The organism is Clavibacter zhangzhiyongii (assembly GCF_014775655.1).
Classification (GTDB): Bacteria; Actinomycetota; Actinomycetes; order Actinomycetales; family Microbacteriaceae; genus Clavibacter; species Clavibacter zhangzhiyongii.
On sequence record NZ_CP061274.1, the window covers coordinates 274,541 to 299,494 of the forward strand.

General features: G+C 74.4%; 27 protein-coding genes. 11 read left to right on the forward strand and 16 right to left on the reverse strand.

Going from position 1 to position 24,954, the window contains the following annotated elements:
* Window positions 1–7: 7 nt before the first annotated feature.
* The gene (locus H9X71_RS01340; protein WP_244961696.1) at window positions 8–361 is read right to left on the reverse strand and encodes a hypothetical protein; all 354 of its coding nucleotides are present in this window, start codon (window positions 359–361) and stop codon (window positions 8–10) included.
* A gap of 93 nt (window positions 362–454) precedes the next feature.
* On the opposite strand from H9X71_RS01340, the gene H9X71_RS01345 reads away from it, so the two are divergent.
* Genes H9X71_RS01345 through H9X71_RS01355 form a run of 3 tightly spaced genes read left to right on the forward strand, consistent with a single transcriptional unit; the run spans window position 455 to window position 3,532 of the window.
* Window positions 455–1,459 carry an aldo/keto reductase gene (locus H9X71_RS01345; protein ID WP_191147975.1) on the forward strand — a complete coding sequence of 335 codons (1,005 nt, stop codon included), beginning with the start codon at window positions 455–457 and terminating at the stop codon, window positions 1,457–1,459.
* 7 nt (window positions 1,460–1,466) lie between these two features.
* Window positions 1,467–2,684 carry a dipeptidase gene (locus H9X71_RS01350; protein ID WP_244961698.1) on the forward strand — a complete coding sequence of 406 codons (1,218 nt, stop codon included), beginning with the start codon at window positions 1,467–1,469 and terminating at the stop codon, window positions 2,682–2,684.
* 50 nt (window positions 2,685–2,734) lie between these two features.
* Window positions 2,735–3,532, forward strand: coding sequence for a GNAT family N-acetyltransferase (locus tag H9X71_RS01355; protein ID WP_191147976.1), 798 nt, complete (start codon window positions 2,735–2,737; stop codon window positions 3,530–3,532).
* A 33-nt stretch (window positions 3,533–3,565) separates the two neighbouring features.
* On the opposite strand, the gene H9X71_RS01360 is transcribed toward H9X71_RS01355, so the two are convergent.
* The 13 genes from H9X71_RS01360 to H9X71_RS01420 form a co-directional block, all read right to left on the reverse strand.
* Complete coding sequence (locus tag H9X71_RS01360) at window positions 3,566–5,350, reverse strand: DUF2207 domain-containing protein (RefSeq protein ID WP_191147977.1); 1,785 nt, start codon at window positions 5,348–5,350, stop codon at window positions 3,566–3,568.
* Window positions 5,343–5,738 (reverse strand): hypothetical protein, encoded by a 396-nt coding sequence (locus H9X71_RS01365; RefSeq protein WP_191147978.1) that lies wholly within the window; start codon window positions 5,736–5,738, stop codon window positions 5,343–5,345. The genes H9X71_RS01360 and H9X71_RS01365 overlap by 8 nt, the downstream gene beginning before the upstream one ends.
* 36 nt (window positions 5,739–5,774) lie before the next feature.
* Window positions 5,775–7,193: a serine hydrolase gene (locus H9X71_RS01370; RefSeq protein WP_191147979.1), complete on the reverse strand. Its 1,419-nt coding sequence runs from the start codon at window positions 7,191–7,193 to the stop codon at window positions 5,775–5,777.
* Window positions 7,194–7,286: 93 nt separating this feature from the next.
* Complete coding sequence (locus tag H9X71_RS01375; RefSeq protein WP_244961699.1) at window positions 7,287–8,516, reverse strand: glycoside hydrolase domain-containing protein; 1,230 nt, start codon at window positions 8,514–8,516, stop codon at window positions 7,287–7,289.
* 199 nt (window positions 8,517–8,715) lie between these two features.
* Window positions 8,716–9,168, reverse strand: coding sequence for a phage holin family protein (locus tag H9X71_RS01380; RefSeq protein ID WP_191147981.1), 453 nt, complete (start codon window positions 9,166–9,168; stop codon window positions 8,716–8,718).
* Between the two features lie 88 nt (window positions 9,169–9,256).
* Complete coding sequence (locus H9X71_RS01385) at window positions 9,257–9,862, reverse strand: Asp23/Gls24 family envelope stress response protein (protein ID WP_191147982.1); 606 nt, start codon at window positions 9,860–9,862, stop codon at window positions 9,257–9,259.
* Window positions 9,859–10,437 (reverse strand): hypothetical protein, encoded by a 579-nt coding sequence (locus H9X71_RS01390; RefSeq protein ID WP_191147983.1) that lies wholly within the window; start codon window positions 10,435–10,437, stop codon window positions 9,859–9,861. Before H9X71_RS01390 ends, H9X71_RS01385 begins: the two co-directional genes overlap by 4 nt.
* Entirely contained in the window at window positions 10,434–10,808 is a 375-nt protein-coding gene (locus H9X71_RS01395; RefSeq protein ID WP_191147984.1) for a hypothetical protein, read from the reverse strand. The genes H9X71_RS01390 and H9X71_RS01395 overlap by 4 nt, the downstream gene beginning before the upstream one ends.
* Entirely contained in the window at window positions 10,805–10,993 is a 189-nt protein-coding gene (locus tag H9X71_RS01400; protein WP_015489105.1) for a DUF2273 domain-containing protein, read from the reverse strand. Before H9X71_RS01400 ends, H9X71_RS01395 begins: the two co-directional genes overlap by 4 nt.
* A complete protein-coding gene (locus tag H9X71_RS01405) occupies window positions 10,990–11,436 on the reverse strand; it encodes an Asp23/Gls24 family envelope stress response protein (protein ID WP_191147985.1) in 447 nt (148 codons plus the stop codon). The genes H9X71_RS01400 and H9X71_RS01405 overlap by 4 nt, the downstream gene beginning before the upstream one ends.
* 232 nt (window positions 11,437–11,668) lie before the next feature.
* Window positions 11,669–12,838 carry a helix-turn-helix transcriptional regulator gene (locus H9X71_RS01410; protein ID WP_191147986.1) on the reverse strand — a complete coding sequence of 390 codons (1,170 nt, stop codon included), beginning with the start codon at window positions 12,836–12,838 and terminating at the stop codon, window positions 11,669–11,671.
* Window positions 12,839–12,996: 158 nt separating this feature from the next.
* On the reverse strand, window positions 12,997–13,938 hold the full coding sequence (locus H9X71_RS01415; protein ID WP_191147987.1) for a ferritin-like domain-containing protein: 942 nt from the start codon (window positions 13,936–13,938) through the stop codon (window positions 12,997–12,999).
* A gap of 188 nt (window positions 13,939–14,126) precedes the next feature.
* On the reverse strand, window positions 14,127–14,774 hold the full coding sequence (locus tag H9X71_RS01420) for a TetR/AcrR family transcriptional regulator (protein ID WP_191147988.1): 648 nt from the start codon (window positions 14,772–14,774) through the stop codon (window positions 14,127–14,129).
* 117 nt (window positions 14,775–14,891) lie between these two features.
* Between H9X71_RS01420 and H9X71_RS01425 the strand changes: the two genes are divergently transcribed.
* From H9X71_RS01425 to H9X71_RS01435, 3 genes are all read left to right on the forward strand, one after another.
* The gene (locus tag H9X71_RS01425) at window positions 14,892–15,770 is read left to right on the forward strand and encodes a poly(ethylene terephthalate) hydrolase family protein (RefSeq protein ID WP_236006657.1); all 879 of its coding nucleotides are present in this window, start codon (window positions 14,892–14,894) and stop codon (window positions 15,768–15,770) included.
* Window positions 15,771–15,824: 54 nt separating this feature from the next.
* Window positions 15,825–16,919 carry a spore photoproduct lyase family protein gene (locus tag H9X71_RS01430; protein ID WP_191147990.1) on the forward strand — a complete coding sequence of 365 codons (1,095 nt, stop codon included), beginning with the start codon at window positions 15,825–15,827 and terminating at the stop codon, window positions 16,917–16,919.
* Window positions 16,920–16,995: 76 nt separating this feature from the next.
* Window positions 16,996–17,301 (forward strand): phage holin family protein, encoded by a 306-nt coding sequence (locus H9X71_RS01435; RefSeq protein WP_191147991.1) that lies wholly within the window; start codon window positions 16,996–16,998, stop codon window positions 17,299–17,301.
* Between the two features lie 10 nt (window positions 17,302–17,311).
* Here the strand turns inward: H9X71_RS01435 and H9X71_RS01440 are convergent, their stop codons facing one another.
* Complete coding sequence (locus H9X71_RS01440) at window positions 17,312–17,854, reverse strand: hypothetical protein (protein ID WP_191147992.1); 543 nt, start codon at window positions 17,852–17,854, stop codon at window positions 17,312–17,314.
* A gap of 249 nt (window positions 17,855–18,103) precedes the next feature.
* Here H9X71_RS01440 and H9X71_RS01445 point away from each other — a divergent pair, with 249 nt between their 5' ends.
* Complete coding sequence (locus tag H9X71_RS01445; RefSeq protein ID WP_191147993.1) at window positions 18,104–18,496, forward strand: hypothetical protein; 393 nt, start codon at window positions 18,104–18,106, stop codon at window positions 18,494–18,496.
* Between the two features lie 102 nt (window positions 18,497–18,598).
* Window positions 18,599–19,171 carry an NADPH-dependent FMN reductase gene (locus H9X71_RS01450; RefSeq protein ID WP_191147994.1) on the forward strand — a complete coding sequence of 191 codons (573 nt, stop codon included), beginning with the start codon at window positions 18,599–18,601 and terminating at the stop codon, window positions 19,169–19,171.
* A gap of 66 nt (window positions 19,172–19,237) precedes the next feature.
* On the opposite strand, the gene H9X71_RS01455 is transcribed toward H9X71_RS01450, so the two are convergent.
* Complete coding sequence (locus tag H9X71_RS01455; protein WP_191147995.1) at window positions 19,238–21,598, reverse strand: beta-L-arabinofuranosidase domain-containing protein; 2,361 nt, start codon at window positions 21,596–21,598, stop codon at window positions 19,238–19,240.
* 207 nt (window positions 21,599–21,805) lie between these two features.
* Here H9X71_RS01455 and H9X71_RS01460 point away from each other — a divergent pair, with 207 nt between their 5' ends.
* The 3 genes from H9X71_RS01460 to H9X71_RS01470 are packed head-to-tail and all read left to right on the forward strand — an operon-like array spanning window position 21,806 to window position 24,947.
* On the forward strand, window positions 21,806–23,095 hold the full coding sequence (locus H9X71_RS01460; RefSeq protein ID WP_191147996.1) for an ABC transporter substrate-binding protein: 1,290 nt from the start codon (window positions 21,806–21,808) through the stop codon (window positions 23,093–23,095).
* Window positions 23,092–24,042: a carbohydrate ABC transporter permease gene (locus H9X71_RS01465; protein ID WP_244961700.1), complete on the forward strand. Its 951-nt coding sequence runs from the start codon at window positions 23,092–23,094 to the stop codon at window positions 24,040–24,042. Before H9X71_RS01460 ends, H9X71_RS01465 begins: the two co-directional genes overlap by 4 nt.
* Complete coding sequence (locus H9X71_RS01470) at window positions 24,039–24,947, forward strand: carbohydrate ABC transporter permease (protein WP_244961701.1); 909 nt, start codon at window positions 24,039–24,041, stop codon at window positions 24,945–24,947. Before H9X71_RS01465 ends, H9X71_RS01470 begins: the two co-directional genes overlap by 4 nt.
* Window positions 24,948–24,954 lie beyond the last annotated feature (7 nt).

Here is a 24,954-nt window from a genome sequence, read left to right on the forward strand (position 1 = left end):
CGCGGAGCTAGCGGTCGAGGTCCTCGAAGCCGGGCACGGAGGCGCCGTCCTGGTGGTGCTCCGACACGCGCGTGCCGCTCTGCTGGTAGCGGGCGCGCACGGTGGCCTGGCGGATCCGCTCGACGAGCTCCGGGTCCAGCAGCTCGTCGTCGGAGGGGGCGCCCGCCTCGACCACGATCTGGCTCGCCGGCCCGATGAGGAGCTCCACGCGCTGGACCGACCCGTCGTCGGCGCGCACCGGGATCACGACCGTCGCGGCGGCCGTGCCCTCGCGGGCGAGCGCCTCCGCGTAGTCGACGACCGCGACCGCGACCTCGTCACCCGTCAGGTACCGTCCGTCGGCGTAGTGGATGATGTGCACCCCTCCAGTGAAGGCCCTCGGCCGTCCGCCGCCTAGGGGGTGGACACGACCGGACATCGCCGTCGCGCCGAGCGCCCTCGGTACGCTCGGCGGATGACCTACGTCGCTCATCCCGATCGCTACTCGTCCATGCCCTACCGCCGCTCCGGCCGCTCGGGCCTCAAGCTCCCCGAGCTCTCGCTCGGCCTCTGGCACAACTTCGGCACCGCGCGCCCCATCGACACGCAGCGCGCCATCGTCCGCCGCGCCTTCGACCTCGGCATCACCCACTTCGACCTCGCCAACAACTACGGCCCGCCCCCCGGCAGCGCCGAGACCGCGTTCGGCCGGATCCTCGCCGAGGACCTCCGCCCGTACCGCGACGAGATCGTCATCTCCTCCAAGGCCGGCTACCTCATGTGGGACGGCCCCTACGGCGAGTGGGGCTCCCGCAAGTCGATGCTCGCGTCGCTCGACCAGAGCCTCGGGCGCATGGGCCTCGAGTACGTCGACGTCTTCTACTCCCACCGGCCCGACCCCGAGACGCCCATCGAGGAGACCATGGGCGCGCTCGCGACCGCGGTGCACCAGGGCAAGGCGCTCTACGCCGGCATCAGCAACTACTCGCCCGAGCAGACGGAGCGGGCGGTCGCCGCGCTCGCCGAGCACAAGGTGCCGCTGACGATCCACCAGCCGAGCTACTCCATGTTCAACCGGCACGTCGAGGGCGGGCTGCTGCCCGTGCTGGAGGAGGCCGGATCCGGCTGCATCGTGTTCTCGCCGCTCGCGCAGGGCCTGCTCACCGACCGGTACCTGTCGGGATCCATCCCGTCCGACTCGCGCGCCGCCACCAGCGGGTTCCTCGACGAGTCCGCCGTCTCCGAGACGTACCTCGAGCGGGCGCGCGGCCTGCAGGCCGTCGCCGAGGCGCGCGGGCAGACGCTCGCGCAGCTCGCGCTGTCGTGGGTGCTGCGGCACCCGGGGATCACGAGCGCGCTCATCGGCGCCTCGAGCGTGGAGCAGCTGGAGCAGAACGTGGCCGCGGCCGGCGCCCCGGCGCTGACCGACGACGAGCTCGCGGCCATCGAGCCGCTCGCGGTCGACGGCACCGGGCGCTGATCCGCCCGTGACCGCCGACGACGCCCTGGCCCCCCTGCACCCGACGACCGCCGCGCGCGTGGTCCGCGTCCTCGAGGGCCAGGGGATCGTCGACGGCCACGACGACCTCGCCTGGGCGCTCCGCGAGCGCGCGGTGCGGGAGGGCGGGCCGAGCGCGTCCGTCGGCGACGACGTGCTCGCGCGCCTCGCCGTCGAGGACGCCGTGCCCGGGCTGCACACCGACCTGCCGCGCCTCGAGCGCGGCCGGGTCGCGGCGCAGTTCTGGTCGGTGTGGGTGCCCGACCTCCCGGGCGTCGACCCGGTGCGCTCCGCCATCGAGCAGGTGGACGTGGTGCGGCGGCTCGTCGCCGCGCACCCGGATCGGCTCGCGCTCGCCGTGACCGCCGACGACGTCGCGCGCGTCGTCGCGTCGGGCCGCATCGCGTCGCTGCTCGGCATGGAGGGCGGCCACTCGATCGGCGGCTCCCTCGGCGCGCTGCGCACGATGCGCGCGCTCGGCGTCCGCTACATGACGCTCACGCACAACGCGAACGTCGCGTGGGCCGACTCCGCGACCGACGCGCCCGTGCTGCACGGGCTGAGCGCCTCGGGGGAGCGCGTGGTGGCCGAGATGGAGCGGATCGGCATGGTCGTCGACCTCTCGCACGTGTCGGCCGACGTGATGCGGCACGCGCTGCGGATCGCCCGCCGACCGGTGCTGTTCTCCCACTCGGGCGCGCGGGCCGAGTGCGACGTGCCGCGCAACGTGCCCGACGACGTGCTCCAGTCGCTGCCCGCGAACGACGGCGTCTGCATGGCGACGTTCGTGCCGCAGTTCGTGTCGCCCGCCGTGGCGGAGTGGCACGACGAGACGCTGATGCTCGCGATCGCGGAGGGCGTGGACCCGCGCGACCACGAGGGCGTGCAGGCCGTCGCCGCCCGGCGCCCGGGGGAGCGGCCGCGCGCGACGCTCGCCGACGTCGTGCGGCACGTGGAGCGGATCCGCGAGGTGGCCGGCCCCCGGCACGTGGGCCTCGGCGGCGACTACGACGGCGTCGACCGCACGCCCGACGGGCTCGAGGACGTCTCGCGCTACCCGGCGCTCATCGCGGCGCTCGCCGAGCGCGGCTGGTCGGACGACGACCTGCGGGCGCTCGCGGGCGGCAACGCGCTGCGGGTGCTGCGGGCCGCGGACGCCGACGACGAGGTGTCGCGCGGTCCGGCGGACGCGGGGCCGCTGGCGTGACGGGGGAGCCGGGCGCATCCGCGGCGCCGGCGGCCGCGTCCGTGCGCGGCATGGACCCGCGCGCCGCGGCCGCGCTGCTCGACGACCTGGCCGACCGCGGCTGGCCCGCGGATGCTCGGGAGCGGCACGGCGGCTGGCTCCTCCGCGCGGCCGGCGGCGTGACCAAGCGTGCCAACTCGGCGCTCCCCGCCGGTCCCGTCGCCGACGCCGAGGGCGCGCTCGACGCGGTCGAGGCCTTCGCGCGCGCCCACGGGATCGCCCCCTGCGTGCAGGTGTCGCCCGCGTCGGAGCCGGCGGACCTCGCGGCGCGGCTGGCGGCGCGCGGCTACGCGGCCGAGGCGCGCACGCTCGTGCAGGTGGCCGACGCGCGCGCGGTGGCCGACCGGCTGGGGGACGCGTCGACGGATCCCGCGCTCGCGGTCACGGTCGCGGACGCGCCCGACGACGCCTGGCTCGACGCGTGGTGGAGCGTCGACGGGCGCGGCGGATCCGCGGAGCTGTGGGTCGCGCGCGGGATCCTCGAGCGCGGCCCCGCCCTGTACGCCGCGGTCCGCGAGCGCGAGGCCGCCGCCGACGGATCCGCGCCCCGCGTCCTCGCGACCGCCCGGCTCGCGCTCGTCGACGGCTGGGGCGGCCTCTTCGCGGTCGCCACCCGGCCCGAGGCGCGGCGCCGCGGCCTGTCGCGCGCGGCCATGGGTGCCGTGGTGCGCGCCGGGCTCGACCGCGGGATCAGCGCGCTCTGGCTCCAGGTCGTCGAGGAGAACGCCGGCGCCCGCGCGCTCTACTCCGGGCTCGGCTTCGCGCCCGTCTCGCGCTACGCGTACTGGACGCGGCCCACCGCCGGCTGACCCGCGCGGCGTCGGGATCGGACCCCGCCGGGATCAGACGCCGCCGCCCCCGCCTCCTCCACCGCCGCCGCCGGACGTGGTCCCTCCCGTGGATCCGCCGCTCGAGCTCGACCCCGAGTACGTGCCGTGCATGCTCGACGACACCGACCCGAGGCCGCTCGCGAAGGAGGCGGGGGCGAAGGGCGCGCTGCCGGAGTACCAGCCCGGCTCGCGCCGCTGGTGCTCGTACCGGCGCCCGAGCTCGTCGGCCCACTCGCGCTCCAGGCCGAACATGGCGGCGTAGGGCAGCAGCTCCTCGGTGAGGCACAGCATGTCGCGGTCGTCGCGCGGGAGGTCGGTGCGCAGGGCGCCCTCGGGCGACTGCAGCATGCGGATCCGGTCGGCCTCGGCCAGCCGGATGAACTCCCGGAGCCCCGCGAGGTGGTCGCGCAGCGCGACGCCCCGCTCCGTGAGGGGGTGCTTCACGAGCGCGAGGATCGTCACGGCCAGCGCCAGCACGGCCGTCACCAGGAACGCGACCGTCACGAGCCCGCCGTACGCGCCCACGAGCGACAGCACCGCGAACGCGATGGCCGCCGCCATGCCGATCGACGCCGCGACGATGAGCAGCACGATCGGCCCCACGGGCACGGGCTTCCGCAGCCCGTCCGCCACCGTGCGCTTCGCGACGCCCGCCATCACCTTCTGGATCCGCGTGGCCGCCTTCGCGTCCGTCCGCTTCAGCTCCACCGCCGTGCCGGGCCCGCCGTCGCGGAAGACCGCGGCGACGAAGCGGCGCTCGTCGGGGTCGACGACGCGCGACGGATCCACCAGCTCCAGCGACGAGACCGGGCCGAGCGTCGCGTCGCGCTGGAGGATCCGCACCGCGCCGCGCACCGCGAGGTCGAGCAGGAGCGCGGTGGTCGCGCGCCCCGCGTTGCCCGAGACCACGGCGGAGACGAGCACGCCCACGCCCTCCGGGGCCTCGTACTCGGCGACGATCGTGCCGCGACCGGGCGCGTCCGACAGTCGGCGGCGGCGCAGCACGACGGCGCCGACGGCGGCGGCCACGGCCAGCAGGGCACCTGCGAGCGAGAGCGCCGGCCACGGCGCCGCGAGGAACGAGGAGTCGCGCGGGGTGAACGTGCCGGGCTCGAAGCCGAGCGAGATGCTCAGGTTCTCGCGCGGGCCGAGGTCGACGACGCTCGCCGTGAAGCCCGCGTCGGTGCGCGTGATCTCCGCGGGCCCGTCCGCGCCGGCCGGACCGGAGGCGGCGTCCGCGCCGCCCGTGAGCCCGTCGAGGAGCGCCGGCGCGATCTCCACGGTCGCGGTCACGCGCTCGAACGGCTGCTGCCAGCCGAGGCCGTTGACGTCCCAGTAGAACTCGTCGGCGTCCGTGTCGCCGTAGGGGCGGATCACGTCGCGCTGCTCGTAGTCGATGACGTAGGTCTGCTCGCCGCGCACGTAGTCGTCGTCAGCGATGGTGAGCACGAGGGCGCCGTCGTCGGACTCGCTCTCGTACGCGCGCGGGTTCCCGGCGCCGTCCGTCACGGAGATCACGCGGAGGCCGGTGGGGTGGCCGTCGTAGTCCTCGACGAGCTCGCGGCGGATCCCGCGGTTCTGGTCCTCGTCGGGGAACTCGGCCACGAGCGTCTCGGTGGTGCGGAGCACGGCGCGGCCGTCGGCGTCGGCGGACAGCCGGTAGAGGGCGTCGAAGGACCGGAAGGAGAAGTCGTCCACGTCGGCGTGCGCGGGCGCGGCGAGGCCGAGCGGGATCGCGAGCGCGGTCAGCAGCGCGGCGACGAGCGCGAGGCGGACGCGGGCGGCGCGCTCACGCATCGGTCGCGTCCGTGCCCGTGCCGGTGCCGGTGCCGGTGCCCGGATCCGCGTCGACCCGCCGCCAGTCGGCGACGAAGTCCGCCACGCTCCGGGTCTCGAGGTCCAGCCGCACGCGCTGGAGCAGGAGGTCGGCCTCGGCGAGGCTGCCGGCGTTCGTCCGCAGGACCTCGCGTCCCGTGTCGATGCGCCGGACGACCAGGTCCGACTCCCGGCCGAGGTCGCCCCCGTCGGCGCCGACGGCCGCGAGGGCGATCGCGCCGATCGCGCGCACCGCCTGCCGCACGGGCCGTCGCGGGCCGATCTCCAGCCGCGCCTCGAGGACCTCGGCGGCGACCGCCGGACCGGCGTCCCGTTCCCCGTCCCCGGCGGATGCGTCAGCGCTCGTCATCGTGCTCCCCTCGCGCGGCCCCCGCCGCATGTGGAGTCAACCACGGGATCCGGCCGCCAGCAGGGCTGCGGCGTCGGCCGCGAGGCCCGCGTACGCCGACTGCCGCTCCAGCCCCGACGCCTCGCGCGCGGCCGCCTGCACCACCACGGTCCACGCATCGTCGCCGCGCTCCACGAGGTGCGCCAGCGCGAGGGTGCCCACCGAGCTGCCGCCCTTGAACGCCACGTGGTCGAACCGCTCGGGCTCCGGCAGGCCGGGGTTCGCCGCGAGGATCCCGCGCACGGGCTCCCCGGCGGGCGTCGCCGCGAGCTCGGCGAGGCGCACGTGCGCGCGGGCGATGTCGTCGGGCGTCGCGAACCAGTCGGCGCCGTCGGTCCACGCGACGTCGGCGACGGCGCTGACGGGCAGGTCGAGGGCGCCGCCCGGCAGCCCGTCGAGGAGCGCGCGGCGCTCGTCGGCGTCGGCGTCCGCCCAGCGGGCGCGCAGCGCGCCGTCGTCCTGCCAGCCGACGCGGAAGAGGTCGCGCGTGGTCATGAGCGGCACGTTCCGCGGCGGATCCGAGTGGCCGAGGTCCGCGAGCGCCGCCTCGACGGCCTCCCGCCCGAGCGCCCGGATGAGCATGTCGGTGGCCGTGTTGTCGCTGAGGGAGATCATCTTGCCTGCCGACTCGCGCACGCTCACGACCGTGCCGGTCGGGGCGTCCTGCAGCTCGCCGGAGGGGAGGCTGCGCACGTCGTCGGTGACGGTGAGCGGGTCGTCCCAGCCGATGCGCCCGTCCTCCACGGCCCGCACGAGCGCGCCGAGCACGTAGAGCTTGACGATGGATCCGACGGGCCGCGCATCGGTCGCGGCCACGCCCTCCGGCAGCACCTGCAGGATCCGCTCGCCGAGCGCCCCGTCGGCGACGCGCGTGACCGTGAGCGAGACGTCGCCGCCGAGCGCCGACGCCTGCTCCTCGAGCTCCGCCCAGCTGGTCGCGGGCTCCCGGTCGGGCTCCGGCTCGCCGAAGAACAGGCCCTCGATGAGGCCGTCGGCGTCGACCGCGACCTGCATGTCGAACGTCCCGGCGTCGGCGCTCACGATGGTGGTGACCGACTGCCCGTCCTGCTCCTCGTGCGCGGTCGGGGTCCACGGGCGGCCCTCGCGCACCTGCTCGAGCACGCCGGCGAGCTCCTCCGCGGGCGCCGCGTCGAGCATCACCTGCGCCAGGCGCTCGCCGGTCTCCTGCACGGGGACGGCGTCCTCCGCGTTCACCGTGTCGAGGAGCCACTGCGCCTGCTGGCCGACCACCGAGCCCGGCAGCACCACGGGCTCGGCGACGGGCGCGTCCGCGGCGGGATCCGCGGGAGGAGCGGAGCAGGCGGACGCGAGCGCCGTGACGGCGGCCACCGCGAGGGCGATCGCCGTGCGGGCCGGGCGGGATGGACGGGTCGGTCGGTGCGGTGACGGGGCCATGCCCCCATCCGACCGGAACGGGGCCGCCCGGGCGTCCCCCAGGAGGGGGAATCGTCCGGACGGCCCCGTGTCGGTCGTCGCGTCGGGTGCGGATCAGCCGCGCGGCTGGACCCGGCTCTGGCCCGGGTCGCGGCCGGACACGACGTTCGTGTCGACGTCGAACGCCTGGTCGCCCTCGCCGACGCTGTGCTCGAGGATCTGGTCGAACGCCCAGTTCTCCGGGATGCGCGCACCGAGGTTCGCGCCCCACCCGGTGGACATGTCGGCCACGTAGCTGAGCTCGGTGAGGTGCGCGGCCGCGAGGTTCGCGCAGATGCGGCGGCCGGCGTAGACGCCCACCCGGTACGCGCTGCCGCGGCGCTTCAGCTCGGCGTGGATGCCGCGGAAGTACGGCTGGAGGTAGGTCTCGACCTCGGTGGGCGTGGCGTCGAAGTCGATGGCGTAGTAGATGACCGTGCCGGGCAGGAAGCCGAGGCGGGTCGCGGCGTCGACGGCCCGGCCGGCCGCGCGCACGCCGAGGTTGTACGAGAAGTACGTGGTGTCGGTGCCGCCCTCCTGGAAGATCGGGAAGACCTTGAGGCCGCCGGCGAAGATGGCCTGCAGCTCGCCGTCCTGGATCCGCTTCGCCAGCGCGTCCGGCCGGTCGGAGTCGGTGAGGTAGCGGCCGACGACCGTGAAGCCGGCGTCGCGGAGGGTCTTCGCCCGGGCGGCGTCGATGACGGCGATGCCGTCGACCGCCGCGCCGGGACGCGTCGGGTCGCCGTTGCTCGCGAGCAGCGCGGCCCAGGTGCGGTAGTCGCCCACGCCCGTCTCTGGCAGGGCGACGGTGCGCTGGAACTGCGAGAGGCGCGTGGCCTGCTCGGCGGAGAACCGACCGTCGACGGGGCCGTCCCATGTGCTCATGACCACGAGCGAGGCCTGCAGGAGGTGGCCGAGGTAGCCGGTGGTGTCGGCGGATCCGACGGTGAGGGCCGGCTGCTTCTGCAGGGTGCTGCGCGTCAGCGGGCCGAAGGCGCCGTTGGCGGTCGTCTCGGCGATGCCGATCTCGAGCTGCAGCGCGTGGATGAGCGCCTTGTGGGCGTCGCCGGTCCAGACGCCGTCGGTCGTGACGACGGGGAAGCCGGCGCGGGTGCCGTAGCGGGCGACCAGCTGCTGCTGGATCTCGCGCACGATCGGGCGCCCGTTGGACGCCAGGGGCGCCGACGCGGGGGTGGCGGGTGCAGCGGGCGCGGCCTCGTCGGCGTGCGCCGGGCCTGCGGCGAGCAGGGTGACGGGGACGGCGGCGAGTGCGCCGCCCAGGACGGAGCGTCGGGACAGGTTCATCGGTGGGCCTCCCATGCCGGTCCGACGGGTCGACCGGTCCGCAGGGCGGCACGGTCGTCCGGGGGACGGCGGTCTGCGGTTGTCCGTGGGCCGGATGGCGACGCGTGGTGCCGCCAGGCCGAGCGGGCGTGAACGGTCACCGTAGGCGAGCGGCGGCGCCGACGGCTCCGGGCGTCCACAGGCAGCGCCGTGCGGCGGGTCAGTCCGACGCGGAGGCGGAGGCGCCGGGTGCGGCGGATCCGTCCCGGTCGTCGCCGCGGTCGCCCGGCCGCATGCGGTCGCGCGCGTGGTGCAGCGTGTCCGTCGGCACGGGCGGCACGCCGCGCGAGAGCCGGGCGATCCCGAGCCGCACGACGACCGCGGTCGCGAGCGCGAAGAGCGCCAGCGCGATGAGCGCGGACGCCCACAGCGGCAGCGCGAGCAGGAGGAGCGCCACGACCAGCGTGGCGAGCAGCCCGAGGGAGACGAGCGCGAGGGCGACGCCCGCGCCGAGCAGGATCGCGCCCGTCCGCGCGGATCGGGCGCGCTCGCCGATCTCGCGCTTGGCGGAGTCGATCTCGGCGCGCACGGCGCGGAGCAGGGGGTCGACGGCCTTCTGGGCGAAGGACCCGCCGAGCCAGCCGCCGCGGGAGGGGCTGTCGTCGTCGGTCATGGTGCGTCTCGTTCCGTCGGTGGTGCAGGGATGGGGACGGCCGCCCCGGTCCGGATCGCGGGGATCCGGACCGGGGCGGCCGCGGGGATCAGGCGAGTCGCGTCTCGCTCGACATGCTCGAGCGCAGCCCGCCGGTGATCTGGATGACGACCGGCACCTCGGCGCCGAGCACCGCGTCGAGCCGTCCCACGGCCTCGTCGACCGTGCGGCGCACCGCGACGGGCGAGACGCCGCGTCGGGCGACCGCGGTGACGCGCAGCGTGCGGGTGCGCTTCACCTCGAACGCCGTCACGTCGACCGAGACGATCGCCGGGTCGTCGTGCAGCGCGTCGACGAGCAGCTGCTCGGCGACCTTGGCGTCGATGACGACGGATCCGCCCGTGGGCGTCGACGCGTCGCGCCCGCCCTCGAGCCGCACGAGCGTCCCGGTGCGGCCGTGCCCCTGACGGAGCGCGAACCACGCCAGGACCACGATGAGCACGAGCGCGGCGAGCGCGACGACCCAGAGGATCCACGGCTGGCCGCCGGAGAGCGCGTCGCCCACCGGCTGCTCCGCGTCGGACGCGGCGCCGGAGACGGTGGACCGGACGTCCGGCAGCAGGCTGCCCGCGCCCAGGGCGACGCCGACCGCGATCAGGACGAGCCCGACCACGATGACGAGGAGGCGGTTGAGCGCCCGGTTCGTGCTGGTCATGCGCCCACCTTCCCGTCCTTCGCGAGCGTCACCTTGGCGGTGAGCGCGGGCGTGCAGTCGTATCCCGCGAGCTCCGCGCGGACGGCCTCCTCGATCGCGGCCCTGTCCGGCGTGTAGCCCGAGGAGGGCGTGAGGCGGACGAGGGCACGGCGCTTGGAGACGGACACGTCGACCTGGTCGGGCGACACGTCGCCCGCGTGGCTGGCCGTGAGGGCGAGCGAGCGGGCGATCACGCGGTCGTCGACGACGGCCGCGGTGCGTCCGATGCTCGCGCCGCGACGGCCGCGGCCGCCGGGCGCGATGCCCACGATGACGAGGATCAGCCCGACGAGCGCCACGACCGCGCCGATCGCGACGAGCGCGCCGGCCGGCGCGGACGCCGCCTGCAGCGCCGACGACGCGAGGTCGGCGGGCGCGAGCAGCAGCGGCGCGACGCCGAGCGCCGCGAGCACCGCCTCGGTGCCGAGCCAGGCGAGCACGAGGATCAGCAGCACGGCGATCGTGATGGCGATGCCCGCGCGCGACGAGTGCGTCTCCCGCCGCACGAGGCGGCGGTACGTGCTCTCGGTGCTCATGACACCCTCCTGCGTCCCTGGATGCGGGCGCCCGTGATGCGGAGGTCGACCCGGCCCACGGTGGATCCCGTGAGGTCGAGCACGCGCTCGCGCACCTCGGTCTGCGCCCGGGTGAGGCGCTCCACCAGCGACCCCTCGGCGACCGGACGGTCCGAGAGCGCGGGGACGCGGATGGGGGTGCGCGCCTCGACGGCGAGCTTCCCGCCGCCGTCCGTCAGCGTGACCGTGACGTCGGATGCGGGCACCTCGAGGGCGTCCGCGGTGACGGCCGAGACCACGCGGCGGACCGCGCGCGACGTGATGGTCGTGCGGCCCCGCGTCGCCCGGGAGGCGGTGCCGGGCGTTCCGGGCTCCGCCAGCGCGGAGCTCACGACGACCGGCGCCCGCGGAGGGCGTCGGCGAGGCCGCGGACGTCCAGCTTGCCCTCGAGCACGCGGCCGACGCCGAAGCCCACGGCCATGAAGATCAGGACGAGGAGGAAGCCGCCGAAGCCGAAGGCGAGCCCGGAGAGGGCGAGGACCGCCCCGACGAGGAGGCCCGTGACGGTGGGGGTCACTGGACGCGCTTCTCGGCCGCGTCGTCCTCGGACGGCTTGTCGGACGGCAGGTTCACGTCGGTGATCGTGACGTTGACCTCGGTGACCTCCATGCCGACGACCTGGTCGATGGCGTCGGTGATGGCCTGGCGGACGTCGTCGGCGACCTGCTGCAGGTCGACGGGGTACTCGGCGATGAGCGTGACGTCGACGGCCACCTGGGTCTCGCCGACCTCGACGGAGATGCCCTGGCCGCGGTCCTGCTGGCCGATGACGTTGCGGATCGCGCCGACGGCACGGGCCGCGCCGTTGCCGAGGTCGTGGACGCCGGCCACCTGGCGCGCGGCGATGCCGGCGACCTTCTCGATCACGCCGTCGGCGATGGTGTTCTTGCCGCCGGGCGTGCCGGTGCTGCCGGTGCCGGTGACGCCGGTGGACGAGGACGTGGGGGTGATGCTCGACATGGTGTCTCTCTCTCGTGGTGGTGGGTCGGGATGGTGCCGCTGCTGACGCGGGATCCGAGGGTGCCTCGCGATCCCGCCTCGTCATTCAGACGCATCGAGCGGCCCGTTCGGCACGTGGCTCAGCCGACTCCCAGGGTGGTCGGACGGCGCTTCGCCTGCGGGACACGGGCCGGGGCGCGAGCGGATAGGCCGCGCATCCGGACCCGTGCCGGGGGCCCGTGCGGGGCGCCGGTCAGCCGCGCAGCGTCGCGCTCGGCAGCTCGCCGAAGCGCTCGGAGTACGACGCCGCGAACCGGCCGAGGTGGCCGAAGCCCCACTGCTCGGCGACGGCTCGCACGGTCGTCGTGGTGGGCGACGCGTCGCGCAGCTCGGCGTGCACGCGGTCGAGGCGGATCCCGCGGAGCAGCGCGCTCGGCGTCGTGTCCTCGTGGCGCCGCACGGCGAGCTGGAGCACGCGCGTGCTGATGCCCGCGGCCCGGGCCGCATCCGCCGGCGTGATGGGCCGGTCGGCGTGGTGGTGGAGGTACTCGATGGCGGCGCGGACGGCGCTCAGCCGCGGCGCGCGCATCCCGGCGCTGAACGGCACGTCGTGCCACGGGAAGAGCTGGAGGGTGGCGCGCGCGACGAGGAGGCCGGCCTGCATCCGCAGCAGCGGGCTCGACGCCGCGTCCTGCAGCACGGGGCTCGCCTCGCCGACGGCCCGCCGCCACGCGGACGCCTGCTCGACGCCGGGCGCGCGCGCGTGGTCGAACACCAGGGGCTGCGAGCGGCCGTCGTGCAGCTCGGCGGCGGTCTCCTCGAGGAAGCGCGCGTCGATGTGCACGAGGTTCTGCACGCCGGGGGCGAAGCGGAAGGGGAAGGCGCGGCCGGAGGGCAGGAGGAAGGGACGGGATCCGCTCGAGCGCACCTCGTGCGAGCCCGCGTCGACCGCGCCGGACCCCTCGCGCCACCACGCGACGACGTAGCCGGGCACCGCGGGCACCCGGCCCCAGTGCTCGGCCGGGAAGCTCGAGGAGCGCAGGGTCACGTTCTCGTCGCCGACGAAGGAGTAGCGGTACGCGAACTCGCCCGGTCCCCGCTGCGCGTGGAACTCGAGGCCCGGGTGGAGGGAGGAGTACCGCTCGACGGCCTCGTCGAGGTCGGTGCCGGACATGTGGCCGCGGCGGAGCGCGGGGGCGGCGGCCGCGTCGCCCGGGTCCGCGGACCGGGGCGCGTGCGGGGGATCGTCGGCGCCGCGGTCGTCGCGGTCGTCGGGGAGGCTCGCGCCGGGCGCGATCGTGTCGACGGTCGCGTCGGCGTCGTCGCCGGCGTCGTCGCCGGGCGGTCGGCCGCCGAGCGCGGGGATCGCGTGCAGTGGGGGCGCCGTGCGGCGTCGGCCGTCGGGCGCGGGAGCGGTGCTCATGGATCCTCCGTCCTGCGCGACCGGGGACCGATCGCGTGTCAGGGAGTGGACGTGCCCGGCGTCGGGTTCGTCACGCTCCGGACGGCGATCGGCGTCGGGAACGTGCACGGGCGGGACGGCCGGGGCGCCTCCGCGGCGCCCCGGCCCGCCCGTCGCCGCTAGTTCGCGGCGCTGGTGTTGACGGATCCGTTGACGCCGTTCGGGTAGAACCCGCCCTTCGTCACGGCCTTGTTGTTCAGGTACACGATGTTCAGCACCTGGCCGGGGGTCCGGCTGAAGGCGATCGCGTTGGCGTCGGTCGGCACGAGGTTCGCGCCGCCCGAGACCGTGACGCCCTGGTCGAGGTCCGTGGGGCCGTCGAGCGAGTCGCGCGCGTTCGAGATCGCGTTGGCCGGCTCGGCCAGGCCGCGGGCGAACAGCTGCGAGCGGATGATGCCCGCGTGGTACGCCTCGACCGCGAGGATGCCGGCGGCCGCCTCGAGGTACGTCTTGTTGGTGATGAGGGGCGCGGCGCCCTTGTACGCCGTGACTCCCACGTCCTCGAAGATGAACGAGGCCAGCAGGAAGTTCTCCTGGTTGGCGAACGCGTCGAACTTCTCGCCCGGCTTGATGAGGCCCGCGGCGGTCGCGGCGGCGGAGAACGCGGCGTCGAGGTCGATCGCGGGACGCGCGACCTTCGCCGAGCCGAGGGCGGCGCGCAGGAACTTGACGTGCGCCTTCTCGTCCTGCGCGATCTCGTACGCGTACTGGCGGATCGCGTAGTCCTTGAACTGCACCGCGCGGCCGCCGGTCACGTTGCCGGGGGTCCCGACGCCCGAGATGTCGTTCGGCACGAGGCCGTTGCCGGTGACGGCGCGGAGGTAGAACTCGGCCTCGAGGTACTCGAGGTTGAGCGCGAAGTTGAGGACGGCGGCGTCGGTGACCGCGCCCGCGTCGGCCTCGGCCTGCGCGTCGGCGGCCTGGGCGCCCGTCGCGGGGATGAGGGCGGCGGCGCCGACCCCGAGACCGGCGACGCCGGCCGCGCTGAAGAAGCGGCGGCGGTCGAGCGGCGACTGCGCGCTCTTGTCGATGGCCTGGGTGATGAACTTCCTGTCGAACATGTGACGCTCCGGAGGTCTCGGCGGTGGGCATGGCTCTTCCATGAGCATCCGCTCGGCTCACGATCCGCTCGCGGCCTCCCGTGCGCAATGGCAGCGCCCCCGCATCACCACGGGGATTCGCTCCGGGGCTACGGGGATCCGGCTCCTGACCCGCGTCCGGGGGGCATCGAGGACGCGCGGTCGTCCGCTCAGCCCGCGGCGCGCGCCTGCGCCGCGGCGAAGGCGGCGAAGGCGGCGTCGACGCGGTGCCGGTCGCCGGTGAGGAGCAGGTCGACCATGAGGCCGCGCATCACGCCGAGGATCACGGTGGCCGCGGCCGTGGCCTCCGCGGGCGGCCGTCCCGCCGCCTCGAGCGCCCCGGCGATGAGGGCGGTGCGCTCCCGCACGGAGCGCGCCACCGCGGCCGCGAAGGGCGGGTCGCCGTGCAGGCTGCGGCCGGTGATCGCGACGAAGAGCCGCACGTGCCGGCGGCCCTCGGGATCCGTCGCCCGCGCCCACAGCGCACGCAGCGGGTCGTCCGCGCCCGCCACGAGATCCGGGGACGCGAACGTCTCGGCGAGCACGCGCTCGACGATCTCGGCGATGAGCGCGTCGCGGGTCGCGAAGTGGTGCACGAGGGTGGCGTGGCTCACCCCGACGCCGTCGGCGATGCCGCGCAGGGTGAGGTCGTCGAGGCCGCGGTCGAGGACGTGCTCGGTGGCCGCGCGGAGCAGCTCGCCGCGGCGGTGGGCGTAGCGCAGCCGGCGTCCGTCGATCGCGTCGTCGTCCATGCGCTCGTCGCCTCCCGCCTCGCCCGACGCGGTCGCGGGGGCGCCGCCGGGAGATTGCTTGACCATCCGGTAGAGCAAATGTAGCGTGCGGGGCATGACGCGCCCGCGGGGCCCGGGATCGTGTTCCCGGAGGATCGGGCGGGCGCACGGACCGTCCCCGGGGAGGGCACGATGACCATGACCATGACCACGAGGAGCGGCCGGCGAGGCCTGCTCATGACCACGGCGACGATGCTGGTGGCGGCGGGGGCCGCCCTCGGCCTCACCGCCCCCGCGCAGGCGGCGGCCGTCAACCCGTACGAGCGCGGACCCGAGCCGAGCACCGCGAGCATCGAGGCCGCGCGCGGCTCGTTCGCGGTCTCGGAGACCTCGGTGTCCCGCCTGGCGGTGCGCGGCTTCGGCGGCGGCACCGTCTACTACCCGACCACCACGAGCGCCGGCACCTTCGGCGCGGTCGCGATCGCGCCCGGCTACACGGCGCGCCAGTCGAGCATCGCGTGGCTCGGCCCGCGCCTCGCGTCGCAGGGCTTCGTCGTGTTCACCATCGACACGACCACCACCTCCGACCAGCCGAGCTCGCGCGGCGACCAGCTCCGGGCGGCGCTGTCGTACCTCGCCACGAGCAGCTCCGTGCGCGACCGGGTCGACGGCTCGCGGCTCGCGGTCATGGGCCACTCCATGGGCGGCGGCGGATCCCTGCAGGCGGCCAAGGACGACCCCGCCATCCGCGCGGTCATCCCCATGACGCCGTACAACCTCGACAAGACCTGGCCGGAGGTCGTGGCGCCCACGCTCATCATCGGCGCGGAGGACGACCGCACGGCGCCGGTCGACCGCCACGCGGAGCCCTTCTACGAGTCGCTGACGCGGGCCTCGGAGAAGGCGTACCTCGAGCTGCGCGGGGCGAGCCACTTCGCGCCGAACGTCTCGAACACGACCATCGCGAGCGCGAGCATCGCCTGGCTGAAGCGCCACGTCGACGGCGACCTCCGGTACGAGCGCTTCATCTGCCCCGCGCCGCCGGTGAGCCTCACCATCAGCGAGCAGCGCAGCACCTGCTGAGCCGGGCGGCCGCGGGCCGGCGGCGATGTCGGGGGTGGTGGGTAGAACGGACCCGTGACCACCCCCGCTCCCGTCGCCGACCCGCGGCCGCGCCGCGCGCTGCTCGACATCACGCGCATCTACGCGGAGCCCGCCGCCCTCGAGCTGCCGCGCGGGCAGGAGATCGTGGCGGCGTGGCCCGACGCCACCATCGTCGAGGTGGCCTCGCACTGGCAGATCCCCGAGGTGCACGGCGACGAGGCCAACGTCGCGCGCTGGGTGCGCATCAAGACGGAGGCGCTCGTCGTGGGCGTCAAGAAGTCGCTCGTCACCCGGCCCAACGGGCGCTCGGCCGACTTCATCGCCCCGTCCACCGCCAACGGCTGCGCCATGGCGTGCGCGTACTGCTACGTGCCGAGGCGCAAGGGCTACAGCAACCCCATCACCGTGTTCGCCAACATCGAGCAGATCCAGCGCCACGTGGCCCGGCACATCGCCAAGCAGGGGCCCAAGGTCGAGCCGAACCAGTGCGATCCGGAGGCCTGGGTCTACGACATCGGCGAGAACAGCGACTGCTCGGCCGACGCGCGCGTGAGCGCGAACGTGCGCGACCTGGTCGACCTGTTCCGCATGTCGCCCACGGCCAAGGCCTCGTTCGCCACCAAGCACGTCAACCGCGAGCTGCTGGAGTGGGATCCGATGGGCCGCACCCGCGTGCGCTTCTCGCTCATGCCGGAGGCCATCGCGCGCGTCACCGACATCCGCACGTCGCCCATGCCGGAGCGCATCGCCGCCATCGACGACTTCGTCGAGGCCGGCTACGAGGTGCACCTCAACTTCTCGCCCGTCATCCTCACGCCGGGCTGGCGCGCCGAGTGGGAGCAGCTGCTCCGCACGCTCGACGACACGCTCGCGCCCGCCACCAAGGCGCAGCTCGCGGCCGAGGTCATCCTGCTCACGCACAACGAGCAGCTCCACGAGGTCAACATGGGCTGGCACCCGAAGGCCGAGGAGCTCATCTGGCAGCCGGGCATGCAGGAGCGGAAGGTCAGCGAGAACGGCGCCGTCAACGTGCGCTACCGCCGCGGCCTCAAGGGCGACGCGGTGGCCGAGTTCACGGCGCTGGTGCGCCGGATCATGCCGTACTGCCGCATCCGCTACGCGTTCTGAGGGCGGTCGCATCGGCCACTCCGACGCCATGATGGACAGGAGGCGGGCGTCGATCGTCCGCGCGGAGGGACGGGGAATGATCACCAGGTTCGCGAAGGAGATCACCTCGCCGGGTGGGGCGATCGGGGGCGGGGTCTTCTTCCTCGTGTTCGGCCTGATCGCGACCCTGCAGACGCTGGCCGACCCCGGTCGGGTCGGCTACCGGGGCACGCCGTTCGCGGTGCTCGCCGGCGGGATGCTGCTCGTCGGCCTCGTCACGCTCCTCGCCGGTCTGAAGGCCCGGCGCATGCGCCGGGCGGCGCAGGAGGAGGCGGACCGCGTGAGCTCCACCGCCCCCGGGCAGCACGACGGCGGGGCGCCCGGAGGCACCCCGCCGTCGTGATCGATCGGGTCTAGCCCTTGAAGCGGTCGATCCAGCCGGCTACCGGGCGCTGCTGCTCGCCCTGCTGGGCGGCGAGGACCACGAGCACCGAGGTCAGCGCGGGGATCGCCCACTGGAGCGCCTTCTGCTGCTTCTGCGCGCCCTCGAGCTCCTTCGACGCACCGGCGCCGGGCTCGGTCGTGCCCTCGGCGCCCTCGTCGGCGTGCTTCGCCATCTTGGATCCGATGATCGCCGAGTAGAGCGTCGTGCCGGCGGCGACGATGGTCAGCACGGCCTTGACGTTCGTGTTCGAGCGGGCCTCGCCCTGCGACGCGAGGCGTCCCTTGTTGGCGTAGATGAGGCCGAGGCCGCCGACGGCGTGCGCGCCGAGGGCGGCGAGCTGCACGGGCGCCCAGCGGGCCCAGCCGATGGAGGACAGGCGCAGGCGCTCCTGCGGCTGCTTCGCCTTGGCGGCGGCGCCGTTCAGGCCGACCGCGCCCATGAGGGATCCGCCGAACCAGGCCGCGAGGCCGAGGTCGTGCATGCTCCTGATGACGGTGTTGCGTTCTGACATGTGCTTCTCCGAGTCGTCGTCCGTGGCCGCCCGCGGGCCGGCCGGTGTCCTGTGAGCTGGACGCTACGCCCGGGATCGAGCAGTGTGTCGGCGGTCGGCGGATGTTCAGGATCCCGCGGCCGGGCGGGGTCCGCGAGGTCCTCAACGGATCCTGGGAGTCGCACCGCGCGACCTTGGCGCAGCCCCCGCAGCCGGGTTCGGTGGACATGGTGCCCGTCGAGCGGCGGGCCGGGAACGAGGGGACGTGTCATGGGCAAGGCGTGGATGGTGATGGTCGCGGCGGTTCTCGGCGGCCACGGGTTCGTGGGCCTCTTCATCGAGGGGTCGCACCTCCTCGGGATCCTCAACGTCGACTTCTTCGTCGACGTCCTCTACCTGCTGAGCGCGATCGTGCTGCTCCTGGCCGGCACCCGGCAGATCGGCCCCGGCGCGATCCGCGGCACGCTCACGGCGTTCGGCGGCCTCTTCACGCTCATGGGCGTCCTCAGCTTCCTCGACAACGAGCTCGGCGGCCTCACGCCCACGGGCTTCACCATCGTCGACGACTTCCTCTTCTTCGGGATCGGCCTCTCGGGCCTTGCGCTCGCGCTCACGCCCAGCTCGGTCGAGCCGCTCACCACGGGCGGCAAGGCGCTCAACTAGCGGGTCTCGCCCGCCGGCTGTCCGCTCCCGGCTCGCGTCCGGCCGCCGCCGCTAGGCTCCATGCGCGCGCATGGAACTGATCCGTGCGGGAAGGAACGCACCATGAGCAGCACGTACCGCGTCGGCTACCTCGTCGGCAGCCTGTCGTCCACCTCCATCAACCGGGCCCTGTCGCTGGCGCTCACGCGCCTCGGCGCCCAGGCCGGCCTCGAGCTCACCGAGATCCCGATCCAGCCGCTGCCCTTCTACAGCGCGGACATGGACGGGGACTACCCCGAGGTCGCGAACGCGTTCAAGGCGGCCATCGCCGACGCCGACGCGATCATGATCGTCACGCCCGAGTACAACCGCTCGGTGCCCGGCGTCCTGAAGAACGCGCTCGACTTCGCGAGCCGCCCCTATGGCGAGAACGCGTTCCAGGGCAAGCCGAGCGCCGTCATCGGCACGTCCATCGGCTCGGTCGGCACGGCCGTCGCGCAGCAGCACCTGCGCAGCATCCTGTCGTTCCTCGCGTCGCCGGAGCTGTCGCAGCCCGAGGCGTACATCCAGACCACCGAGGGCCTCATCTCGCCCGATGGCGCGATCTCGAACGCCGGCACCGAGGAGTTCCTCCTCACCTGGCTGCAGGCGTTCCACGCGCACATCGAGCGGAACCTGCAGGCCGTCTCCGCGTAGCGGACGCGATGCGCGACGAGGGGCCCGGGCGGATCGTCCGGGCCCCTCGTCGTGCGCGGCCGCGGGTCAGGCGCGCAGCTGGATCCCGAGGACGTCCCGCGTGCGCCCGCCCGGCACCGCGTGCACGGACACCGCGACCGCGCCGTCGGGGGATCCCGCGCGCATGGCGTCGGTGATGGGCACGTCGACCGCGTCCTCGCCCACCTCGCCGCCGAGCTCGACGGGATCCGCGGCGGGCGCCTCCACGCCGCCGACCCGGACGACCTGGCCGACGCCTCCGTCCGCGGGAGCTCCCGCGCCCGTCGCGTCGCCCAGCACGGCCTCGCGCCGCAGCCGCACGCGCACCACGGTGGCCGTGCCCACGGGGTCGCGCAGCTCGTAGGAGAACCAGCCCGTCGCGCTCCGCCAGTGCACGCCGTCGGCGCCGCCCGCGCGCGTGCCCTCGCCGCGGAAGCCGTGGTCGACCTCGGGCTGCTGCTCGCCGGAGACGACCTCGTCGACCACGTCGCCGTCGGTGCCCGCGGCGTCCATCGCGCGCAGCTCGGCCGCCCGCGCGACGGGATCCGCGCCGGTCGGCCAGACGAGCGTCGTGCGCTCGTCGTGGATCCCCGCGAACGGCTCCAGCTCCACGGCCACGCGCTCGCCCTCCCGCGACGCGTCGAGCCGGAACGCGAGCGCCGCGCGGTCGACGAGCGTCACGGCGTCGGCGGGGTCGGCCGCGGTGACCACGGGCGTGCGCTCGAGCGGCACCTTCGGCGCGGGCGTCACGTGGCCCATGCGCGAGTCCTCCGCGAGCGATCCGGCGATCCCGTCCCGGCCGTCGCGCGAGGCGAGCGCGAGCGGGCCGTACGCGTACGACGTCCACGCGGATCCGTCGGGCAGGCGCTCGGCCCGCACCTCCATGCCGAGGTAGACGGTGACCGCGGTCGTGCCCGACCAGGTGCGGCGGATGGCCGGGGCGTCCGCGCCGGGGGCGGGACCGGACACCGGGCGCCCGTCGACGAGCACCGCCATCGACGTCGCCCAGCCCGGCCGCCGCAGCCGCAGCTCCAGCTCGACGGGCGCGTCGGCCTCGATCGTCACGGTCACCTCGCCGGTGCGCACCACGTCGCCGTCGATGCGCGCGCGGACGCCCCGCTCGGCCCAGTCGAGCTCGGCCGGCACGTACATGCCCACGAGCAGCGCGTCGTCCGCGTGCGCGAACACCTGCTCGCCGTAGCGCGCGTGGTCCTCCATCCCGGTGCCGACGCAGCACCACATCGACTCCTCGGCCACGGAGTAGACGCGCGGGTGCGCGGGCCGCAGGGACGTGAAGTACACGAGCCCGCCGTGCTCCGGGTGCTGCGTGGAGAGGATGTGGTTGAGGGTGGTGCGCTCGACCTGGTCGAGGATCGACGCGTCGCCCGTGCGCTCGAACCGCAGCCGCGCGAGCTCGAGCATGTTGTAGCTGTTGCAGGTCTCGGGCCCCTGCTCGTCGAGCACCATCGGCGCGAAGTCGCGCGAGGGGTGGAAGTGCTCCCGCACGCTGTTGCCGCCGATCACGACGCTCCGCCGGTGGGCGACCGACTCCCAGAACGCGTCGGACGCGGCGAGCAGGCGCGCGTCGCCCGTCATCCGGCCGAGCCGCTCGAGGCCGATGACCTTGGGGATCTGCGTGTTCGCGTGCAGCCCGTCGAGCTCGTCGCGGCCGGCGGCGAGCGGATCCACCAGGGCGCGCTGCGCGAACCGCCGCGCCTCGGCGAGCAGGTCGGCCCGGCCGGTGATGCCCGCGAGCGTCGCGAACGCGTCGCACATGCCGCCGTGCTCGGTCGCGAGCATGCCCTCGAACGCGTCGTCGTCGAGATGCGCGGAGACGCCGAGCCACCAGTCGGCCATGCCCTCGGCCAGTCGCAGCGCGCGGGCGGATGCCGTGTGCTCGTGCGCGTCGAGCAGCCCGCCGAGCGTCTTGTGCAGGTTGTAGAGCGGCACCCACCGGCCCTCGAGGTCGAAGGTGTCCGCATCGATCCGCCCCTCGGCGATGGTGCGGCCGAACTCGCGGCCGTCCGGCACGCCGCCGAGCCACCCGTCGCCGGCCGCCTCCTGGCAGCGCTCCAGCACGTCGAGCATGTACTCGAGGCGGGGGAGGAGGCGCGGGTCGCCCGTCGCGGCGTGCAGCTGCGCGAGCGCGGACAGGAGGTGGCCGCCGATGTGCCCGTCGAGGCCGATCTCCTCCCAGCTGCCGTAGCTCGGCACGGGGGACTCGAGCCCGGCCTCCCGGAGGAAGGGCGCGAGCAGGCGGTCCGGATCCAGGCGCAGCACGTACTCCACGTCGGTGAGCTGCGCATGCCGGAGCGGGCCGTCGCCCAGGCGGACGGCGGAGAGCGGGAAGGACCGGACGGCGCCGGGGAGGTCGGCGGCGGGGCGCGGGGTGGCGGGGGCGACGGTCATCGGGATCCTCACGTGGCGGCGGCGTCGTCCGCGGCGACGGTGCCGCGGACGGGGCCCGGACGCGATCCGGGCGCATCGATCCGCCCTTGACGAGCAGTACATCGATGCACATAATCTAGTACAACGATGTAGAAGGCACCAGGGCGGTGCGTGCGGCCACGCGGCCGAGCCCCGACGGGCCGACACGTCACGGACACGAGGAGCGCGATGAAGCGGACCACGAGGAGGCTGGTCGCCGCGGCGACCCTCACGATCACCAGGCTCGCGCTCAGCGGCTGCTCCGCCGGATCCGGCGGCGGCGGGGGCGACGGCACCGTCGAGCTCTGGATCCGCGACTACGAGAAGGCGCTCGTCGAGCCGCTCGCCGAGGCCTACAACGCCTCGCACGAGACGCAGGTCGAGATCACGCTCGTGCCGTCGCCCAGCTACGTGCAGAAGCTCGCTACCTCGATCGCCGGCGGCGACCCGCCCGACGCGGCCGCGCTCGACCTCGTCTTCACGCCGTACTTCGCGCAGGCCGGCGCGCTCGTCGACATCACCGACCGGGTCGACGCGCTCGGCTACGCCGACGACTTCAGCCCCGCGCACGCGTCCGTCTCGTCCTTCGACGGTCGCACCTACGCGGTGCCGTTCACCGGCGACGCGTCGGTGCTCTTCTACAACAAGGAGCTCTTCGCCGAGGCCGGGCTCGACCCGGAGGACCCGCCGACGACGCACGCGGAGATCCGCGCGGCAGCGAAGGCCATCACGGCGCTCGGCGACAGCACCTACGGCTACTCCATCCCCGGCGCGTGCGGCGGCTGCCTCATCTTCGGCTTCACCCCGCTCATCTGGGGCGGCGGCGGCGACGTGCTCTCCGCCGACGGCCGCACCGCGACCCTCGACAGCCCGGAGGTCGCCGAGGGGCTCGAGCTGCTGCGCGGCATGTGGACCGACGGCAGCATGCCGTCGCTCGCGCAGACCGACGCCGGCCCGAACACCGCGACCGCGTTCCAGCAGGGCACGGTCGGCATGATCGCCGACGGCACCGCCACCATGGGCGCGCTCGTGGCCGGGGGCACGGTCGACTTCGGCGTCACCCCGCTGCCCGGCAGGGACGGCGGATCCGCGTCCTTCGGCGGCGGCGACACCCTCGCCATCCTCGACGGCGCGGAGGACGCCGACGCGGCGTGGGAGTTCGTCGAGTGGGCGACGGGCGAGGAGGCGCAGACCATCCTCGCCGAGCAGTCGGTCGTGCCCATCCGCACCGACCTGCTCGACGAGGTCTACGTGCCGCAGGACCCGCGCTACAGCGTGTTCGCGGACGCGCTCCGGGTCGGCCACGTGCCGTTCAGCCCGGTGGAGAACGAGCTGTTCAACGACAACAACGGGGTCTGGGTCAACCTGATCTCGCAGTCCGTGTTCGGCGGCGGGATCCCGGAGGCGCAGCGCGAGGCCCAGGCCGAGGCGCAGCGCATCCTCGACTCCGTCGTCTACGTCGAGGAGGACGAGAAGTGACCGCACCCGTGATCACCCGGCTGGAGGGCGCCGTCGCGTCGCCGGCCCGCAGCGCGGTGCGCGACCGCGGCGGCATGGCGAGGAGGCGGCGCCGCACCGGGATGCTGCTGGTGCTGCCGGCCCTCGTGATGCTCGTCACCTTCTTCATCTGGCCGCTGATGCGCACCGTCGCGATGAGCACCTACACCTGGCCGCTGCTCGGCAACCGCGCCTTCACCGGGCTCGCGAACTACGTCGAGGCGTTCCAGGACCAGGCGTTCCTCCGGGCGGTCGGCTTCACGCTCGTGTACACGGCGGTCGTGACCCCGGTGCTCCTCGTGATCGGCCTCGTGCTGGTGCTGCTCATCCAGCGCCGCACGCGCACCGCCCGGGTCTTCCAGTCGATCTTCTTCCTGCCGGTCGTGGTGGGCCTCGCCTCCGCGAGCTACCTCTTCCTCTTCATGTGGCAGCCGGTGATCGGGCCGACCATGAAGGCGCTCGCCGGGATCGGCCTGCTCGACGTGTCGACGAACATGTTCGGCGGCAACGTGACCGCGTTCCTCGTGGTCGTGAGCATGGTCGCGTGGAAGTCCGCGGGCCTGCAGATGCTGCTCCTGCTGTCGGGCTTCCAGTCGATCCCGCAGGAGGTGAACGAGGCGGCCGAGGTGGACGGGTCGACGCGCTGGCAGCGGTTCTTCCACATCACGCTGCCGCTGCTGCGCCCGACGCTCGCGCTCGTGCTGGTGTTCAGCGTGGCCGGGTCGCTGCTGGCGTTCGACCAGTTCTACATCATGACCGCGGGCGGGCCGGACAACGGCACCATCACGGCGGTCTACGAGATCTACCGCTCCTCGTTCATCCGGCTCGACCTCGGCTACGGGGCCGCGCTCTCCATCATCCTCATGGTCGTCCTCGGCCTCGTCAGCGCAGCCCAGATGCTGCTCCTCCGGAACTCGGACCACTCATGAGCACCTCCGCCCCCGCCCGCCCCGCCTCCTCCGTCCCCGCCGCGGGCGCGTCCCCGGAGCGCGCCGTCCGCGGCCGCGACGCCCGCGGCCTCGGCGCGGTCCGCGCCTCGATGCCGCGCCTCGCCTGGTACGTGGCGTGCGGCTGCGTCGCGCTCCTCTTCCTCTACCCGCTCGGGATCATGCTCGGCACCGCGCTCACGGCGCAGGACGGCTCGGTCGGCCTGGGCAACCTGCAGCGGCTCCTCACGCCGACGGGCGGCCTCGACCTCGTGACGAGCCTCCGCAACAGCGTCTTCGTGTCGCTGCTGGTCACGGCGCTCACGGTCGTGGTCTCGACGCTGGCGGGCTACGCGTTCGCGCGCCTGCCGTTCCGGGGGAGCGACGTGGTGTTCTTCGTGGTGCTGATCACGTTCATGATCCCGTTCCAGGCGATCATCACGCCGCTGTTCCTGACGCTCATCGAGCTCGACCTCGACAACACCCTCGTGGGCCTCTCGCTCGTGCTCGCCACCTTCAACCTGCCGTTCGGGATCTTCCTCATGCGGAACTCCTTCGCAGCGGTGCCGGCGAGCCTGGAGGAGGCCGCGCTCATCGACGGCAACACGCCGCTGCAGGCGATGCGGCGCGTGATGCTGCCCATCGCGATCCCCGGCGTCGTCTCGACCGCGCTCCTCACGTTCTTCTCGGCGTGGAACGACTTCTTCGCGACGCTCATCCTCATCACCGACCAGAGCCTCTACACGCTGCCGGTGAGCCTCAACATCCTCTCGGCCGGCCAGAACAACACGGTCGACTGGGGGCTGATGCAGACGGGCGTCGCCGTGACGGTGCTCCCGTGCGTCGTGCTCTACCTGCTGCTGCAGCGGTACTACGTGGCGGGGCTGATCAGCGGCGCCGTGAAGTAGGGCCGCC